Here is a 16,230-nt window from a genome sequence, read left to right on the forward strand (position 1 = left end):
GGCACGGCAATGCCAAATCATCTTGCCGAAATTTACGCAAACAACGCAGATCTCGTTATCCTGGGCGGGATAGCAACACTTGCCTCGGTGGGCCTCTATCTTATGCTCCGGCGTATCCGTCGCCTCACATCAGATGAGAGCGAAGGCGAATCTGATCCCCCCGAGGAGGCATCTTGGGATTGGGAAAGCCCGGTCGACCTTGCAACCGAGCCTGCTTCTTCTTCTCAGGTTGCCGTGCCCTCAGACACGGCAGACCTGGATGATCGGCATCAGGATGCCACTTACCTTCGGTTCGGGGTGCGAATCGAGTATTTCGACGTGATCTCCGAAGCTTACGAGAGCTCGTCTGTGGCCCAGACCAACGCTTTCGCTTCCGCGACGAACATGCCGCAATCCGGCCGCCTTGCGACATCGGTCAGAGAAATCGCTGGCTATGTTCGTAGGCAGGTGGCGGCTAATCTTGCCGCCGTAAGTAGTCCAGTATTGAGGGCCCTGAGCCGTATGCCGACACAACTCGCCCTCGCGGAACGTGGGGAGCCAATTTGCGGGTCAGCATGGGACCAATTGGGTCATAAGGTTTTGCCGCGCAAAGTTGCTCAGTTGGCCAAACCGTCGCATCGCGGTTTGAACGTCACAGCTCGAAGGGGAACGATCAGCCTGGATCCCGACCCGACCATCGCGAGGGCCTCACCTCCACGCGTTCGCAAGCCGATCGGTCTTGTGCCCCGCTTGGGCGTCGCCGCAATCTGCCTGGCCATGCCGCTTAGCTATGCGATGAGACAAAACTGGGTCGAAAGCGCCCCCGCCATTTCGCGGGCCCAAGGCACGAGTGTCGACTTGCTCAGCCCGGATTTCACGGCTGCCCGGGCGCAAGTCGGGGCAGCCGGTGGTCAGGCTGCCGCTGCAGGGGAATTGGGCGGCCAGGAGCACCGGGTGGCGGAAAGCGAACGCGCCAGGAGCGCTGCTCTGCAGGAAGCACTCCTCGAGTCGCGCAAGCAGATCGATGCGCTGAGGACAAGCATCGCAGCCTCCGACAACGCACACGAGGAGCGATTGCGCAACGAGCTCGCGGCAGCCCGCACACTTGACGCATTGCGGCGCATAGCGGGAGATGCCCGCACAATGCTGCGCGAGGCCACCAACTATGTCTTTACGGAGATGCCCGCTGCTCATCTGGAGCGTCAGCGAACAGAATGGCGGGCGCGCGATCTGTCGCGAGCGCGGGCGAAAATTGAACAGCTTGAGGCCGAGGCCGCCGAGAATCGCGCCAAGGCCAAGGCTTCGCTGGCGCAAGCGAGCGGAATGCTCGACGACGAACGCCGGAAGTCAGAGAACCTTGGTGGCGATCTCGCCGAAGTGAAACTGTCCAATGCCGGGCTCAAGGAGCGCGCGGACGCGGCTGAGCAGGAACGGACCGGTGCAGTCACAGCGAGAGAACGAGTGGAGCAGACCGCGGCCGAGACGGAGGGCGCGCTGGCTCGAGCACGCGCTGCAGCAGCGTCGATTCGTGAGGAGCTAAAAAAAGTTCGCCTTGAGCGCGACGCGTCTGAACTGGAACGAGCCAGAGCGGTGTCAGCGAGAGAGCGTGCCGAGCAGACTGCAACCGAGACGGCACAGGCTCTGGCACGAGAACGTGCTGCAGCAGCGTCGACGCGTGACGAGCTGGAAAAAGCTCGCCTCGAGGGCGTCGCGGCCGAACAGGAACGAGCCAGAGCAGTCTCAGCGAGAGAGCGTGCCGAGCAGACTGCAACCGAGACGGCGCAAGCGCTGGCGCGAGAGCGCGCTGCGGCAGCCTCGACCCATGAGGATCTCGATAAGGTTCGCCTCGAACGCGCCGCCGCCCGAGCACTTTTGATACAGGTCGCCAGGCTGAAGGAGGCTCTGGACAAGCAACGTGAAGCCACTGTTTCTCTTGCCCGCGACCTGGCCGCGGCGCGCGCGGACAATGACAGGCTCAGGGCTGAGCGTCGCAGCGCGCAGATTGAGCGGCCGCTGAAGCCGCGCGCTGGCCGCGCAGCAGCCGCTGCCGGCGGGTTGAAGGCTGTCAGCCAGAAGACTGCACGCAGCAAGGTTCGCAACCCGTCGCGGATTGCCCGGGTGCGTTCTCTCACACTTCCCTATTCCCTCAGGCCAAGACACGTAACCTTGGAGTGATTTCCAAAACGAATGTGCGTTCTCCTATCGAAGGCCCAAGGCCTTTGGGAGGCGTTGCCTCGCACCCTCTCACGACGCCGCGGATGGATCACCCTTCGAATTCATCCTGCTCTCGTCGGCGGGGAGTTCTGCGCGATACGCTATGTCAGCCCGATCACCCTGCCTGTCGCGTTCAATTCGCATTTGATCGGCGCCTGCCGCGTCTCCACGTTGCCTTGCCGTCCATAGTCGATGCTTACCTCAACGGGAGCCGAGATCGTATCCGGGCTCAACCGACGTAGGGAACCTGCGCTGCTGACGCGCACGCTAGTCGCGCCAAACGGGGCGGCGGCCGACTCGATTGCATCATGGCAGGCGCGAACGACCTCATCCGGGACGCCCGGCAGCGCTTTGATTGGACTGACCGTCGATGGACTGTTGCTGGCGCTGATGGGCTGGAGGTTGGCCGGGAGGTCCAGCGACCGTCCGGCCCCTGCGGACCGGGCGACACTGACTGCAGTGGCGGCCGGAGTTGCCGTCATTGCCGCCGTTGCAGTTGTGCTGGTCCCATCGTCGTCCACCGGTGAACTACTGCTGGAGCCGCTGGGAACGCCGCCAGGTCCTTTGTGCGCGCCGCCTTTGCGGCCTTCACCGTGATGGCTGCCAGCGCTATTGCCTCCGCCACCATGGTTGCCAGCGCTATTGCCTCCGCCGCGCTCGCCGCCGGCAGCAGCTCCTACGCAAGCTACCGCGATCGAGCAAACGAATGCGAGATATGCCCAGCTGGATTCAGGGGATTGACGCACGACCACCTCCATAAAGTGCGTCGGTCGAACCGTCTTTCCGCGGCATGCAGTCAGGACGGAGCGACCGCCGCCGCCCTCAGGCAAACTCGCGACTAAGGCGCCCACGGAGCTAAACTAGGGGATGAATCCGGTGTATCAAGGACGCGGTGCGTAGTGGCCGGCATCAGCAGCGAGTTCGGCAAACAACGCATACTCCGCATAGCCGCCATCAAACTTACGGCCCATCTCACCCATCAGCCGCCGCAACGTGCCGCCGTCCAACACCGAAAGCTGGAAGAAGATCAGGCTTCGTTCAAGGTGACCCGGTCGCCCAGCCTGACTTTGCCCGGCTGCATGACCTGGCAGAGCGCGCCGAAGCCGCCTTCGCCGTGGCGCGCTATGGTTTGCAGCACTGCCGGCTCGAAAGCGAGATCGCCTTGCGCCAGCGCCGTGAAGGTGCAGCGCGCGCAGGATTCCGAAATCATGATCCGCGCCTCGCCGATCGAAAGCACTTTTCCCATGATCTGCTGCTCGACAAAACCGTCCTGCGAAGCGTTGGTCTCGATCACGATGTTGGGCCGGAACCGCCTGGAATCCACTTGCGAGGGATCCGCAAGCAGGCCGGCGAGCCTGTCCATCGAGGCTGACGTGACGATGTGGATGTCGGCGCGCTGATAGCGTGGCGCGATATGATCCTGGGCCTCCGAGCCGAAGGGGACGTGCGGGTGCAGCGCCGCCGGGAAATCGAGGAAGGCCGAAACCAGCTCGCCTGCGCGGCTGGAGCCGGCATCGATCCAGGAGCCATCGTCCAATCCGATTTCCGGCCGGTCGCCCTTCAGCCTTGCAAGAAGGTTGGGCAGCGGCCGCCAATGCTTTCGCTTCTCCGGCGCGGCAACAATTCCGTCGCGCCGGTCGACGATGCCCCAGATCCGGTCGCCCGGAATACCGCCTTCCGCAAGCTCCGTTCCGTCCAGCCGTTCGCCGCCCATCGAACTGACGGGATATCGCCAGATTTCCTTGATATGGCCGAACGGTGTCATGGTGCGGAGACGAGCCGTGTCGCCGTCATTGCGCCACGGCCTTGCGGGCGCCCGCGCCATCGGCGAAACGGCGGTCGATCAGCATCGCCGCATCGAGGAGGGCGCGCGTATAGGCGTGGCGCGGCCGGTCGAAGACGTCGTCGCGGTCGCCGATCTCAACGATCCTTCCGTCCTGCATGACGGCGACCCGGTCGGCAACCTGCTCGACCGCACCCAGATCATGCGAGACGAACAGGCAGGCGAAACCGTAGCGTTCCTGCAACGACCGGATCAGAAGCAGGATCTGTTTCTGCACCGTCATGTCCAGTGCCGAAACCGGCTCGTCGGCGACGACGAAGGCCGGTCGCCTGACGATCGCCCGCGCGATCGCGACGCGCTGGCGCTGGCCGCCAGACAGTTGATGCGGGAAACGCTCGAGAAGGTCGCGCGTCAGCCCCACTTCCTCGATGACCTCATCCATGCGCGCGGTCCGCCGCTTGCGGTCCAATTCGGGGTCGAGCTTCAACGGCTCGGTGACGATCTTAGCAATGGACTGGCGAGGGTCGAGCGAGGAATAGGGATCCTGGAAGACGATCTGCATGTCGCGACGCTGCTCACCCGCGTCAGCCGATCGATCACTTGCAATCGCCTTGCCAAGAAACGAAATCGTTCCACTGGCCGGCCTGACGAGGCCGACAATGGCACGCCCGAGCGTCGTCTTGCCGGAGCCCGACGCGCCGACCAGCGCCAGGGTTTCGCCACGTCGGATGGTCAGGTCGACGCCGTCGACGGCGCGCTTCGGCTCCGCGCGCGCAAACAGCCTCGGACGGCCCGGATAGTCGATGACGACATTGCTGATCTCGACCAAGGGAGGGCCGTTGACGGCTCTTCTCGATCCGCCGGCGCTGCGCTTGGGAAGGGCGTCGACCAACCGCCTTGTATAGTCGTGCTGCGGCGCGTGAAGAACCTGGGTGCTGCTTCCCTGTTCGACCGCCTTGCCTTCGCACATCACGGTCACGTTGTTCACATAGTGCGACACCATGCCGAGGTCGTGGCTGATCAGCAGCACGGCGGTTCCATTCTCCCGCGTCAGCTCCACCATGAGGTCGAGCACGTCGCGCTGCACCAGCGTGTCGAGCGCCGTGGTCGGCTCGTCGGCGATCAGCAGACGCGGTTTGAGCAGCATGACCGATGCGAGCATGATGCGCTGGCGCATGCCGCCCGAGAATTCGTGCGGATAGGCCGCAAGGCATTTGCCGGGATCCTTGATCTGGATCCTCTCCAGCATCGCCAGCGAGCGGTCCTTTATCTCGGCGCGCGACATGTCGCGATGCAGGCGCAGACCCTCCGCCATCTGCTCGCCGATGGTGACAGCGGGATTGAGCGAGACCATCGGCTCCTGAAAAACCATGCCGATCTGCGCACCGCGGATCTGGCGCAGCGCCTTTGGGGCAAGGCTGGTGAGTTCCTGCCCGTCGAAGCGGATGCTGCTGTCCAGGGTCGTGACCAGCGGGGCAGGGAGCAGGTTCAAGATCGAGCGGGCCGCCATCGTCTTGCCCGAACCGGATTCACCGACCAGCGCCAGCATGTCACTGGGGGCGAGATCGAAATTCAGCTCGTCGACGATCCGCTTTCCCGATGGCCCGACCGAGATCGACAGGTTCCGCACTGAAAGCATCGTGTTCTTGTCCGCGGTCGGCACGAGCATGTGTCTAGCACCTACATTTTCGGGTCGAGCCAGTCGCGCACCGCGTCGCCCAGCATGTTGATGCCGAGCAGCGTGATCGAGATGCAGAGACCTGGCAGGATGATCAAATGCGGCGCCTGGCCGATATAGGGCCGTGCCGTCGACAGCATGTTGCCCCAGCTCGGCGCCGGAGGCGGGACGCCCAGTCCCAGAAAGCTCAGCGCGCTCTCCGACAGGATGATCCAGCCGAACATGGTGGTGGCGAGCACGATGATCGGGGCGACGCAGTTGGGCAGCACGTGCCGCGCCATGGTGATGATCTCGCTGTTGCCCATCACGCGCGAGGCCTCGACATATTCCCGCTCGCGAATGGACATCACGGAGGCCCGCACCACGCGCACCACGATCGGCATATAGGCAAGGCCTAGCGCAAGGATGATGCCTTCGCGGCTGGCGCCGATCACCGCCATCAGGCCAAGCGCCAGGAGCAGGCCCGGAAATGCGAGGAAGGCGTCGTTGACCATCATGATGACGCGATCGACCCAGCCCCGCAGGAAACCTGCGAGAACGCCGAATATAGTGCCGGTGATCAATGCGAAGACGACCGTCGCAAAGGCGATCCAGGCGCTGGTCCGCGCGCCGCTGGCGAGGCGGCTGAGCACGTCGCGTCCGAATTCGTCGGCGCCGAGCAGATGCAGAGACGAGGGCCCGCTGAGGCGCGACGGCAGATCGAGCTTGAGCGGATCGTAGGGAGCGATCCACGGACCGAACACGGCCAGAAGGATCAATGCTCCGGTGACGGCGATCCCGAAGATCGCGTTGAATTTCAGACCGGGCCGGCCGAGCGCACGGGCGATCATGCGGTGACCCTCGGATCGAGCAGCGGATAGACGAGGTCGACGAGAAGATTGACCGCGACATAGATGAAGGCGACGAACAGCATCGTTCCCTGAACAACGGGATAGTCGCGGGCGTAGATGGCGTCGACCAGCAGCCGGCCGAGGCCGGGAATGGTGAAGACGGTCTCGATGACGACGATGCTGGAAAGCAGGCTGCCGAGCACAAGCCCGATCAGGGTCAAGGTCGGCGCGAAGGCGTTCCTGAAAGCGTGGCGCCACATCACCGCGCTTTCCGAAAGCCCTTTTGCCCGCGCATGGGTGATGTATTCCAGGCGCGCTACCTCGATCGTGCTGGCCCTGGCCATGCGCGCAATCGGTCCGGACTCCACGAGCACCAAGGTGACCACCGGCAGGATCACATACAGAGCGGCTTGCGCGAAGTTGCGGCTGAACGGCACATAGCCGACGATCGGCAACCAGCCGAGATAGAGGCCGAAGATCAGCATGAGCATCAGCCCCAGCCAGAAACTGGGGATCGAGAGCAGGATGGTCGAGGTGGCGACGACGGCGATATCGCGCAGACTGTCCTGCTTCCAGGCGGCCAGCATGCCGGCAGGCACGGCGATCGCCGACGCGACAAGCACAGCAAGAAAAACGATGATCGAGGAGACGGCGAAACGATCGAGGATCAGCGGCAGCACCTCTTGTCCGCTGCCGATCGAGCGCCCGAAATCGCCTGAAAGCACATTGCCGATCCAGATCAGGTATTGCACCACCACGGGCTGGTCGAGCCCCATCTGATGCCGCATAGCCTCGACCTGTCCGGGCTGTGCGAGGTCGCCCAGCATCAGCGTCGCAGGATCGCCCGGGATGAAGCGCATCATCACGAAGACCGCAGCCGACACCAGGATAAGTGTCGGTATGGCGCTGGCGATGCGTGTCAGGACAAAGCGGACCATCGTTTCTCCTGTGCTGATACCGAAGATGTCTCCCGTGCCGGCACTGCCTTCTCCGCCCTTGCGAGGACCGCATCGTCCATGGTGAGTTCGTAACGGGTGAACTCGCGGTTTTCAGCCGGCATCGTAGCGATCTCCATGACGCCGGTGGCTGGTTCGAAGACGATCATCGCGACTGTCGCAGAAAGATTGCCACCTTCTTTCCTAACCACTGGACGACAGACGCTGAACGGCGAAGCGAAATCGTCGAACAGGGCTTCCTTCACATCGTCGATCGTGATGTCGCCATGCCGCGCCGACAAATGCCGGCGCACGCGATGGTCACGATAGAGACTGTCCGGCACATCGCGAAGTCCGGTCTCACGCAGCTTGGACAGCGCGACCGGGCTTTGCCAGTGATTGGCATGGACGATCATGTCCTTGTCCGGATAGATCGCAAACACCTCGTCCGGCGCGCATTCGAGATCGACCGTGAACCCCTCGGCGGTGCTCAGGATCATGTTGTTGGAGCCGGATTTCGGCGTCGTCGCCACCACCTTGATGGCGTGGGAGAAATGCTGCGCCTCGAGGGCCCGGCGGCGGATGAAGGGAAGCGGAATGCCGATCTCGCGATAGTCACGGTCGGATTCGAGATAGTTCGCGGTGATGCCGATGCCGGCCGCGTTGAAGCCGCTGCGCGCCAGTCCGCCGGCTTCGGTGAAGGTGAGGAGGTCCGGCCCGTCCGTTCGCCGGATGCGCAACACCACCGATGTCTCGGCGCATTCGGCCCTCCAGTCCCAGTTCTGGCCATGGATGAGCCTGCCGTTCCGGGTTGCTTCCGGCAGGATCGCCGCGCCCGTGCAACCGTCGGGCTCGTCGTCGGAAATGCCTTTCTCGCGCCGGGCAAGCTGCAGGATTTCGGTGCGCGCATTGACCAGGACGATCGAGGACAGATCGACATTGGCGCCTGACGCGATCCCTTCCATTTCCTCGACGAGGTCGGGCGCCCATTGCCGAAGGCGAGGCAGGAAGATGCCGGAGAACCGCCCGACATCGTCCCGCCTGAAGCCGAAACGGTCGAGCTGCGCAGCGTAGAGCGCCACCGAAGCGCCGATGCGCCCGCGCGCCTGTTCGCCGTAGGCCGTGCCGCGCGCTTTCGGCGCTCCTGCGATTTCGACAAGCGGAAATGGTGTGACTGTTGTCATCAAAAGGAAAGCCTCAAACTCGTATGAGTCCGGATAGTAATGCATTTTGATTGAATGAAAAGCAGAAAAATTCGATAGATTGCCAGTTCGAACTGCGTGGCGCATATCTATAATGCGAATGCCTGAGGAAGTGCATATGAACGAAACGATCATCGACCGGCAGCCACGCAGTGAGGCGGCCAGCCCGCTGCAGATAGATCTGGCGCGGCGGATCCTGGAGCGGATCAGGGATTCGGGCTGGACGGTTGGAACCCGCGTCTCGGTGCCGGACCTTGCCCGCACGTTCGGCGTTTCGCGTTCTCCCGTCAGCGCAGCGCTGGAACTGCTGGTCGCCCAGGGCATCTTAAGTCCCTTCGAGACGAGGGGGCTGCAATTGGCGCGCGATGTCGCCGATCTCGACCCGGAGGATATACTGCCCAGTTCTCCGCTCGAGGAGCTTTACCGCAGGATGATGCGGGAACGCGCGCTCGACCAACTGCCCCAGGAGGTGTCCGAGGCGGAACTGATGCCGCGCTATCAGGCATCACGCGGCATCGTGCGCAAGCTTTTGCTTCGCTTTGCCGCCGAAGGCCTGGTGCAGCGCCTGCCGGGGCACGGCTGGCGTTTCGCCGACACGCTTGTCGGCGAGGATGCCTACCGGGAAAGCTATGAATTCCGGATGGCTGTTGAATGCGCGGCGCTGCGGTCGCCCATGTTCAATGCAGACCCCCAGCAACTGGCGCCGGTCCGCCGCGCACACGAGCGCATCCTGGCGATCGTGTCGACAGGCAAGACGCTGATCGGCGGCGATGAATGGTTCCGGATCAACGCGTCATTTCATGAAGGACTTGCGGCCTGTTCCGGCAACCGGTTCCTGGCCGATGCGGTGCGTCAGCAGAACAATCTGCGCCGGTTGCAGGAATCGGCGGGTTTCGAGGAACTGCCGGCGGAACGCATCGAGCAGTCCTGCCGGGAACACCTCGCCATTCTCGATGCCGTCGAGGCGGGCGAGATCGAATGGGCCGAGGCGCTGCTGCGCCAGCATCTACGGCAGGCCTCCGAGTTCGGTGCGCCGCAGCGCTCTATCTGACGGGCAGCGATTCCGGCCGCTATTTGGGCTGGTCAGGTTCGAGCCTGATCAGTCCGTTCCACTACTGCTGATCGTTCCTGGTGCGCTGTCAGAAAAGGTGTCTTTCATTGCGCGCAGGATAATGACGGCCGAGGCCGCGCCTGGGTCGATGTGCCCCAGGGACCGCTCCCCGAGCCGTGCCGCCCGGCCACGGGCAGCGACCATGGACCGTGTCGAATTCGCGCCGGCTTCCGCGGCCGCCAGGATGCCGTTCCACATCTCCCGGCTGCCGGCGGCGCGCGCCTGTGCGCTGACCGCAGCTTCGGTTGCTGGAATCCAGGCGTCGAGCATGGTCTTGTCGCCGCGCTGCCCCTTGCCGCGCTCTCGAATGCCGGTCGTCATGGCCTCGATGATCGCCGCCTGGCCTGAAGGTGAAAGGCGTTCGTCCTGTTTGAGGGCTTGCGCCGCTCTGCGGAACGCGGTCGCATAAAGCGGCCCGGTGGAAGCACCGACGGCATCGAGAAAGGCGGACGCGGCAGCTGTGAAAACCTCTGACGGCAGCATATGGTCGAGATCGAGCTTGGCCAGCTCAGCGTTCACAGCCATGAAGCCGAGAGACATGGTAATGCCATGGTCGGCATCGCCAATGGCGCCATCGAGATCCGAGAGATGGTCCTTTCCCGCCTCGATCGCGATGGATATGCGATAAAACATCCTGCTCAGGCATTGCGCCGCGTTTTCGGACATCATGTTCCTCCCGGTTCCAGCAGGATGCGGCCACAGGCGCGTATCCTGTATCCTCAGCCGACCCGCAGGACAGCGGTATCGCAAGGATGGTGCAATAGCTCCGTCAACTCATTGTCGAGGTGCAGGATCGATATGGACGCACCGACCATGTCGAGCGAGGTGCAATAATGTCCCACCCAGTTCGCCTCTATCTTAATGTCCTTGGCGCTCAGCCGCTGCTCCACGCGCCTGAACAAAATGTAGAGTTCCATCAGCGGCGTTGCCCCGAATGAATTGATCAGCACCGCGACACGGTCGCCCGATGCCGGCTTCATTTCGGAAAAGATACGGTCCATCACCCGGTCGGTGATCTCGTCGGCGCTCATCATTTTTTCGCGGATGACGCCGCGTTCGCCGTGGATGCCCATGCCGATCTCAATGTCATCGGGACCGATCTCGAAATTGTGACGACGGGTCTGCGGGAGGGAGCAGGGCTCCAATGCGACCCCCATCGTGAATGTCCTCGAATTGGCCTTGCGTGTCGCCGCTTCGCAGGCATCGAGCGACAGGCCGCGATCGCAGGCGGCGCCGGCGATCTTGAACATGAAGAAGTTGCCGGCAACGCCGCGGCGGCCTTCCCTGTCCTCCAGCGGCGAAGAGGCGATATCGTCGGTCGTCACGACCGTTCGGACCTCGATGTTGTTTTCCGCCGCCATCTCGGCCGCCATCTCGAAGTTCATGACATCGCCGGCATAGTTGCCATAGACGAAGAGCACGCCTTGCCCGCCGGATGCCGCCCTGGCGCACTGAAAGATCGGGCCGGGAGGCGGCGATGAAAAGATATTGCCGACAGCCACGGCATCGGCGAGACCCTTGCCGACATAGCCGAGAAAGCAGGGCTCGTGCCCGGTGCCGCCGCCGATCACAAGCCCCACCTTGCCAAGTCGCGGCCCCGTGCGGGCAACGAGGGCGCGATGCGAGCCTTTGATCGGCTGGATATAGGCGCCATGCGCCTTCACCACGCCGTCAAGCATCTCCTCGACGACATCGTCAGGGTCGTTCAGGAACTTCTTGATGTGGGTCCGGAAGTTGCTGGGCAGGGCCACCGAGCTATCGATCTTCGGGCGTTGGGAAAGCTTTTGATCGAGCTCCGTCACGCCATCGGCATTCAGAATGCCGCGGCCCGTGGCAGCGTCGGTGATGAGCACGTTGACGTAGCCGCCGCGGAGCGCGGCAAGGATCGCCGGCACCTTGTCGAAACCACCGGCGACTGCAATCCGCAGGCCGATAGACCTGAGCATGTCGAGCGAAATTCCGATCGTCCGGTCGTCGAGCGGGCCAGCTACCGGGTTGCCCCGCCCGTCGATGAAGCGTCCCGCGAGGACGCCCACGGCATCTTTGGCGAGATATTGCTGCACCGAAACCGATTCGAAAAAACCGCTGGTGTGGATCGTTGAATTCGGACGCAGCGAGGCGATGCCGAATAGCGCTTTGTTGGCTTTAGAAAGCGCTGCGAACTGACTTTCGATCAGCGGCTCGCGCAGAAGAATGTCGCGGACTTCCGCATTGGAAACGATAGCCGGCGCGGTGATGTTGATCAGCTTGCCATTGACGGCATTGGCGATGGCGGCCGCGCAGAGTTCCGGAGTATAGGCAAAACTTGCTCGCGTGCCGCCAGTCGCCTGAACGACAGTGACGTCCTGAAGGCCGGGCACGGAGGCCTGCTCGCCAATCGCCAACACGGTTCGCCCCCAGGCAACGGCCACCGTGTCTCCGGATTTCAGAAGCTTGGTCAGAGCCTGCGCGGCCGCGGTGCCGAGACGATCGATCAGCGGACGCGCATTGTCGTCGCTCGGCACGACGAGGCAGTCATGCAGCCCGAAATGCCGTTTGAGTTCCTGTGCGATCGAGAGCGAACTCAGCCGTGATGGCTCGAGGGAAATGTTGACGATGCCGCGGGCGCGGGCATCGGCCAGGTAGCTGTTCACTGTCGCCCGCGAAATGCCCATGATTTCGGCGATATCGCCTTGCGTCATGTGGTCTTCGTAGTAAAGCCAACAGGCCCAGACATAGGGATCGTCACCATAGCGCAAGGGAATGGGTTCGGCGCCAGCCTCGGGTCCTGTCCGCACCGTTCCGTTCTTCCGCGCCGATGATGTCTTGACTGTCATGCTGCCTGGTTTCCCCGAATCCAGAATCGATCCTCAAGATGAGCGCAAACAGAGGAACTCACAATCTTGGTTCGATCAGGCGTTAACCTGGCTTCCGGCTGTAAAATCAGCCGGAGGCCAGCGCTCGGGAGGAGCGTAGTCGTAGCTCAATCACTCGCAGTCGCGGACTGCTGCAACTTCTCCTTGGCACCGAGCGCCAGTGCTTTCAGAATCAACGCACAGGATGTGGCGCCGGCGTCGAGCACGCCGAGCGAGCGTTCGCCCAGGCGGCTGGCGCGGCCAATCCTTGCAACCAGGTCCTTTGTGCCGTCACGGCCTTTTTCGGCTGCGACGACGAGCGCATCCAGAGCTTCCGGGAACGGCTTGCCGCCGGCGTTGGCGCCGTCGAACGCTTGGATCGCCGGCATGAGCGTATCGAGAAGCGTCTTGTCGCCGACCTTGGCCGATCCGATCGCCTGGATGCCGTCGAGACCACTGGTGAGCATGGCACTGAAAGTCCGGGCATCGATGGATGAAGATTTCTCGATCGTTTCGGCGAATTGCGTGAACATGACGCCATAGAGCGGCCCCATGGAGCCGCCGATCTCGGTCATTAGCACCGTGCCCAGCGTATCAAAGGCGGTGGCCAGCGACATGTCGTTGCCCCTGATCCGCTCCGCAGCCATGCCGAAGCCCTTGGCCATGTTGACGCCGTGATCGCCGTCACCGATTTTGCCGTCGATCTCGCTCAGATAGGCTCGGTTTTCGATGATCCGGTCGGCGATCGAAAGAACGATGTCGCCAGCGGAAGCGTTGTCAAACTGCTGCATTCGCCTGCTCCTAAAGCCTTGCGGGACAATCGACATCCACGTCCAGCAGCCTTTTCAACTCGGCGTCGAGCGCCATGACCGTGAGTGTGGCGCCGACCATTTCCAGCGAGGTGAAGTAGTTGCCGATGTAGGTCTTGTAGATGGCTAACCCGCGTCCGGTGATTTCCTGCTCGATCGTATCGTGGAGGATGTAGAGTTCGTTGACCGGCGTTGCGCCGAGGCCGGACACAAGAACCGCAACTTCGGTTCCGGCGGCAAGATCGTGATCATCAAGCACGATCCTGACCATCTGCTGCGCTATTTCGACCGCGGACTTCAGCGGCTCGACCCTGACGCCCGGCTCACCATGATGACCGATGCCGACTTCCATCGTGCCCGGCTCAATCAGGAAGTTGGGATGCCCCACGGCAGGCAGCGTGCAAGGGCCAAGGCCAACGCCGATGGAGCGGCAATTGTCGATCGCCCGCTGCGCCGTTGCCTGCACGTCCTCGAGGCTGGCACCTTGCTGGGCCTTGGCGCCGGCGCATTTCCACATGAAGATCTCGCCGGCGACGCCTCGGCGCTTCTCACGCTCATCCGGTCCGGCCGAGCATACATCGTCGTTGGCGACGACGGTTGCGATCGTAATGTCCTCCTTGGCCGCGAGCTTGACGGCCATCTTCACATTCATGTTGTCGCCGGCATAATTGCCGTAGAGGCAAACGACACCCTTGCCGCCATTCGCCTCCCTTGCGGCGTCAAGGAAGCTCTTTGCCGTCGGCGACGAGAAGAGCTCGCCGACCGCGACCGCGTCCAGCATGTTGCGGCCAGTGTAGCCGATGAAGGCAGGCTCATGGCCGGAGCCGCCGCCGGTGATCACGCCGACCTTGCCGCTGACCGGCGCATGGCGGGCTGCGATGACGCGCGGGTTGCTGCCGAGCCTGACGATGTCGGCATGCGCCTTGACGAAGCCCTTGACCGTATCTTCGACGACCTCGTCGGGATTGTTGATGAACCGCTGCATTGTTGCTCCAATCCTGCGCCGGTCAGACAATGGTGTAGCCGCCATCGACCAGAAGGTCGGCGCCGTTGATCATGTCGGCGCCGTTCGATGCCAAAAACACCGCCGCGGCGGCTATTTCTTCCGGAAAGGCAAAGCGGCCGGTCGGAATGCGTTGCTTCAGCGCCTCTCCGCGCGGCCCATCCCAGGCCTTTCTGCCGAGGTCGGTCAACACCACCGTCGGCGAGATCGTGTTTACCGTGATGCCGTGCTTGCCCCATTCGGCGGCAAGTGTCTTGGACAGGCCGATGACGCCGAATTTCGAAGCGCAATAGGCGACGTGCTGGTCGATCGCGACAGTGCCGGCCTGCGAGGCCATGTTGATGATCTTGCCACCCTTGCCAGCTTTGATCAGGGCACGCCCGGCGGCCTGGGAAACAAGGAAAGTTCCCTTGAGATTGATATCGATGGTCTTGTCCCAGGCATCGAGGCTGAGATCCTCGGCGGGAGCGAGCAGGGCGACGCCGGCGCTGTTGACGACGATGTCGATACGGCCGAAGGCGGCTTGCGCCGCAGCAAACACGGCTTCCACCGATCGCGGATCGGACACGTCGCAGACGAAGGATTTCGCACCGTTGCCGAGTTCGTCGGCCTTCGATCTCGCAACGGATTCATTGATGTCGATCACCCCGACGACCGCGCCCTTCGCGGCAAACGCCGATGCGATGGCGCTGCCAATGCCGGAGGCGCCGCCAGTGACCAGAGCGACCTTGCCGCCCAGTGAAAAATTGAGATCAACCTGTATTGAATCCGTCATGGTGCTCTTCCCGGCTTGTTGGAAAGTGGGGCGGGCAAGAGAGCCCACCCCACGGCTGGATTACTTGCGCGTCGCCAGAAGCTGATCGACGTTTTCCGCCGTCACCGGCGTCCACGGCACATTGTAGATCTTCTCCTTGCCGTCGTTCCACGGCATGTCCTTGTAGGTTGCCCAGATGTCGGATTGCGGCTTGTAGTCCCCCTTCTTGGCAGCGAAGATAGCAAGGTCGAGCGCACCTTGAGCCTGGGCGCGCGCGTCTTGAAGGATCGAGGTCATTTCACCGGCCTTGACGGCATGGAGCGCATCGGTGATGCCGTCGATACCGGCAATGGCGAAGCTCTTCACGTCGAGGCCGGCGGCCTTGATCGCCTCGATGGCGCCGAGCGCCATTTCGTCATTCTGGCCAATCACGCCGTTGATCTGGTTCGGATGCGCGGTGAGCCAGTTTTCCATGAGCGTCTGGGCTTCGGCGCGCGACCAGTTGGCGGTCTGATCCTCGAGGATCTTGACATCCGGGCACTCGGCAAGCGCTTTCTTGTTGCCTTCGAGGCGGGAAATCTGCGCGGACTGGCCGACCGGCCCTTCGAGGATAACCACATTGCCCTTGCAGCCGATCTTGTCGAGCACGGTCTTGGCTTCCATGTAGCCCGAGATCGTGTCGTCGGATCCGACATAGGAAGTCAACAGATCGGAGTTGACGCGGGTGTTCGAACCGACAACCGGAATGCCGGCATCGGCTGCCGTCTGAACGGCTGCCGCGCCGGCGTCGACGTCGATCGGAGCGAAGATGATCGCATTGTACTGCTGGGTGACCATCGTCTTGAACTGGTCCTGCTGGACCAGGGCATCATAGCGGCCGTCGAAGACCGTCAGCTCGACTTCGCCGCTCTTGACGGCCGGGTGCTCCTGAAGCGCTGCCGACCAGATCTGCATGAACTCCGCATTCAATCCGTAAGGCGCTGCGCCGATCTTGATCTTCTCCTGCGCCATGGCCGACGAGGCCAGCAGCGCGGTCGCAGACGCGAGCGCTATCATCAATCTTTTCATTCCGTACCTCCACTTAAGTGAGCGACCGAC

Annotated in this window: 13 protein-coding genes; 2 read left to right on the forward strand and 11 right to left on the reverse strand. The window is 62.8% G+C overall.

What is annotated here, in order from left to right; translation table 11 throughout:
• The first annotated feature begins 9 nt into the window (after positions 1-9).
• Positions 10-2,154, forward strand: a complete 2,145-nt coding sequence (locus tag EJ075_RS33380; protein WP_206437500.1) for a hypothetical protein — start codon at positions 10-12, stop codon at positions 2,152-2,154.
• A 1,066-nt stretch (positions 2,155-3,220) separates the two neighbouring features.
• On the opposite strand, the gene EJ075_RS20485 is transcribed toward EJ075_RS33380, so the two are convergent.
• From EJ075_RS20485 to EJ075_RS20505, 5 genes are read right to left on the reverse strand one after another with little or no spacing between them, the layout of a single operon-like run.
• Positions 3,221-3,958 (reverse strand): MOSC domain-containing protein, encoded by a 738-nt coding sequence (locus EJ075_RS20485; protein ID WP_164547151.1) that lies wholly within the window; start codon positions 3,956-3,958, stop codon positions 3,221-3,223.
• A gap of 25 nt (positions 3,959-3,983) precedes the next feature.
• Positions 3,984-5,645: a dipeptide ABC transporter ATP-binding protein gene (locus tag EJ075_RS20490; protein WP_126105515.1), complete on the reverse strand. Its 1,662-nt coding sequence runs from the start codon at positions 5,643-5,645 to the stop codon at positions 3,984-3,986.
• An 11-nt stretch (positions 5,646-5,656) separates the two neighbouring features.
• Positions 5,657-6,484 carry an ABC transporter permease gene (locus EJ075_RS20495; protein ID WP_126105516.1) on the reverse strand — a complete coding sequence of 276 codons (828 nt, stop codon included), beginning with the start codon at positions 6,482-6,484 and terminating at the stop codon, positions 5,657-5,659.
• Positions 6,481-7,422 (reverse strand): ABC transporter permease, encoded by a 942-nt coding sequence (locus EJ075_RS20500; RefSeq protein ID WP_126105517.1) that lies wholly within the window; start codon positions 7,420-7,422, stop codon positions 6,481-6,483. Before EJ075_RS20500 ends, EJ075_RS20495 begins: the two co-directional genes overlap by 4 nt.
• Positions 7,404-8,603: a C45 family peptidase gene (locus EJ075_RS20505; protein ID WP_126105518.1), complete on the reverse strand. Its 1,200-nt coding sequence runs from the start codon at positions 8,601-8,603 to the stop codon at positions 7,404-7,406. Before EJ075_RS20505 ends, EJ075_RS20500 begins: the two co-directional genes overlap by 19 nt.
• A gap of 136 nt (positions 8,604-8,739) precedes the next feature.
• Between EJ075_RS20505 and EJ075_RS20510 the strand changes: the two genes are divergently transcribed.
• Positions 8,740-9,672 (forward strand): GntR family transcriptional regulator, encoded by a 933-nt coding sequence (locus EJ075_RS20510; RefSeq protein WP_164547152.1) that lies wholly within the window; start codon positions 8,740-8,742, stop codon positions 9,670-9,672.
• A gap of 48 nt (positions 9,673-9,720) precedes the next feature.
• On the opposite strand, the gene dhaL (EJ075_RS20515) is transcribed toward EJ075_RS20510, so the two are convergent.
• From dhaL (EJ075_RS20515) to EJ075_RS20540, 6 genes are all read right to left on the reverse strand, one after another.
• Positions 9,721-10,398: a dihydroxyacetone kinase subunit DhaL gene (gene dhaL, locus EJ075_RS20515; protein ID WP_126107395.1), complete on the reverse strand. Its 678-nt coding sequence runs from the start codon at positions 10,396-10,398 to the stop codon at positions 9,721-9,723.
• A gap of 53 nt (positions 10,399-10,451) precedes the next feature.
• On the reverse strand, positions 10,452-12,548 hold the full coding sequence (locus EJ075_RS20520; protein WP_126105520.1) for a bifunctional sugar-binding transcriptional regulator/dihydroxyacetone kinase subunit DhaK: 2,097 nt from the start codon (positions 12,546-12,548) through the stop codon (positions 10,452-10,454).
• Positions 12,549-12,694: 146 nt separating this feature from the next.
• A complete protein-coding gene (dhaL, locus tag EJ075_RS20525) occupies positions 12,695-13,357 on the reverse strand; it encodes a dihydroxyacetone kinase subunit DhaL (RefSeq protein ID WP_126105521.1) in 663 nt (220 codons plus the stop codon).
• 10 nt (positions 13,358-13,367) lie between these two features.
• Complete coding sequence (locus EJ075_RS20530) at positions 13,368-14,360, reverse strand: dihydroxyacetone kinase subunit DhaK (RefSeq protein ID WP_095489120.1); 993 nt, start codon at positions 14,358-14,360, stop codon at positions 13,368-13,370.
• Between the two features lie 22 nt (positions 14,361-14,382).
• Positions 14,383-15,153 carry an SDR family oxidoreductase gene (locus EJ075_RS20535; protein ID WP_095489121.1) on the reverse strand — a complete coding sequence of 257 codons (771 nt, stop codon included), beginning with the start codon at positions 15,151-15,153 and terminating at the stop codon, positions 14,383-14,385.
• 60 nt (positions 15,154-15,213) lie between these two features.
• Complete coding sequence (locus EJ075_RS20540; RefSeq protein ID WP_095489122.1) at positions 15,214-16,200, reverse strand: substrate-binding domain-containing protein; 987 nt, start codon at positions 16,198-16,200, stop codon at positions 15,214-15,216.
• Positions 16,201-16,230 lie beyond the last annotated feature (30 nt).

This window comes from Mesorhizobium sp. M6A.T.Cr.TU.016.01.1.1 (assembly GCF_003952585.1).
In the GTDB taxonomy this organism is placed as follows: domain Bacteria; phylum Pseudomonadota; class Alphaproteobacteria; order Rhizobiales; family Rhizobiaceae; genus Mesorhizobium; species Mesorhizobium mediterraneum.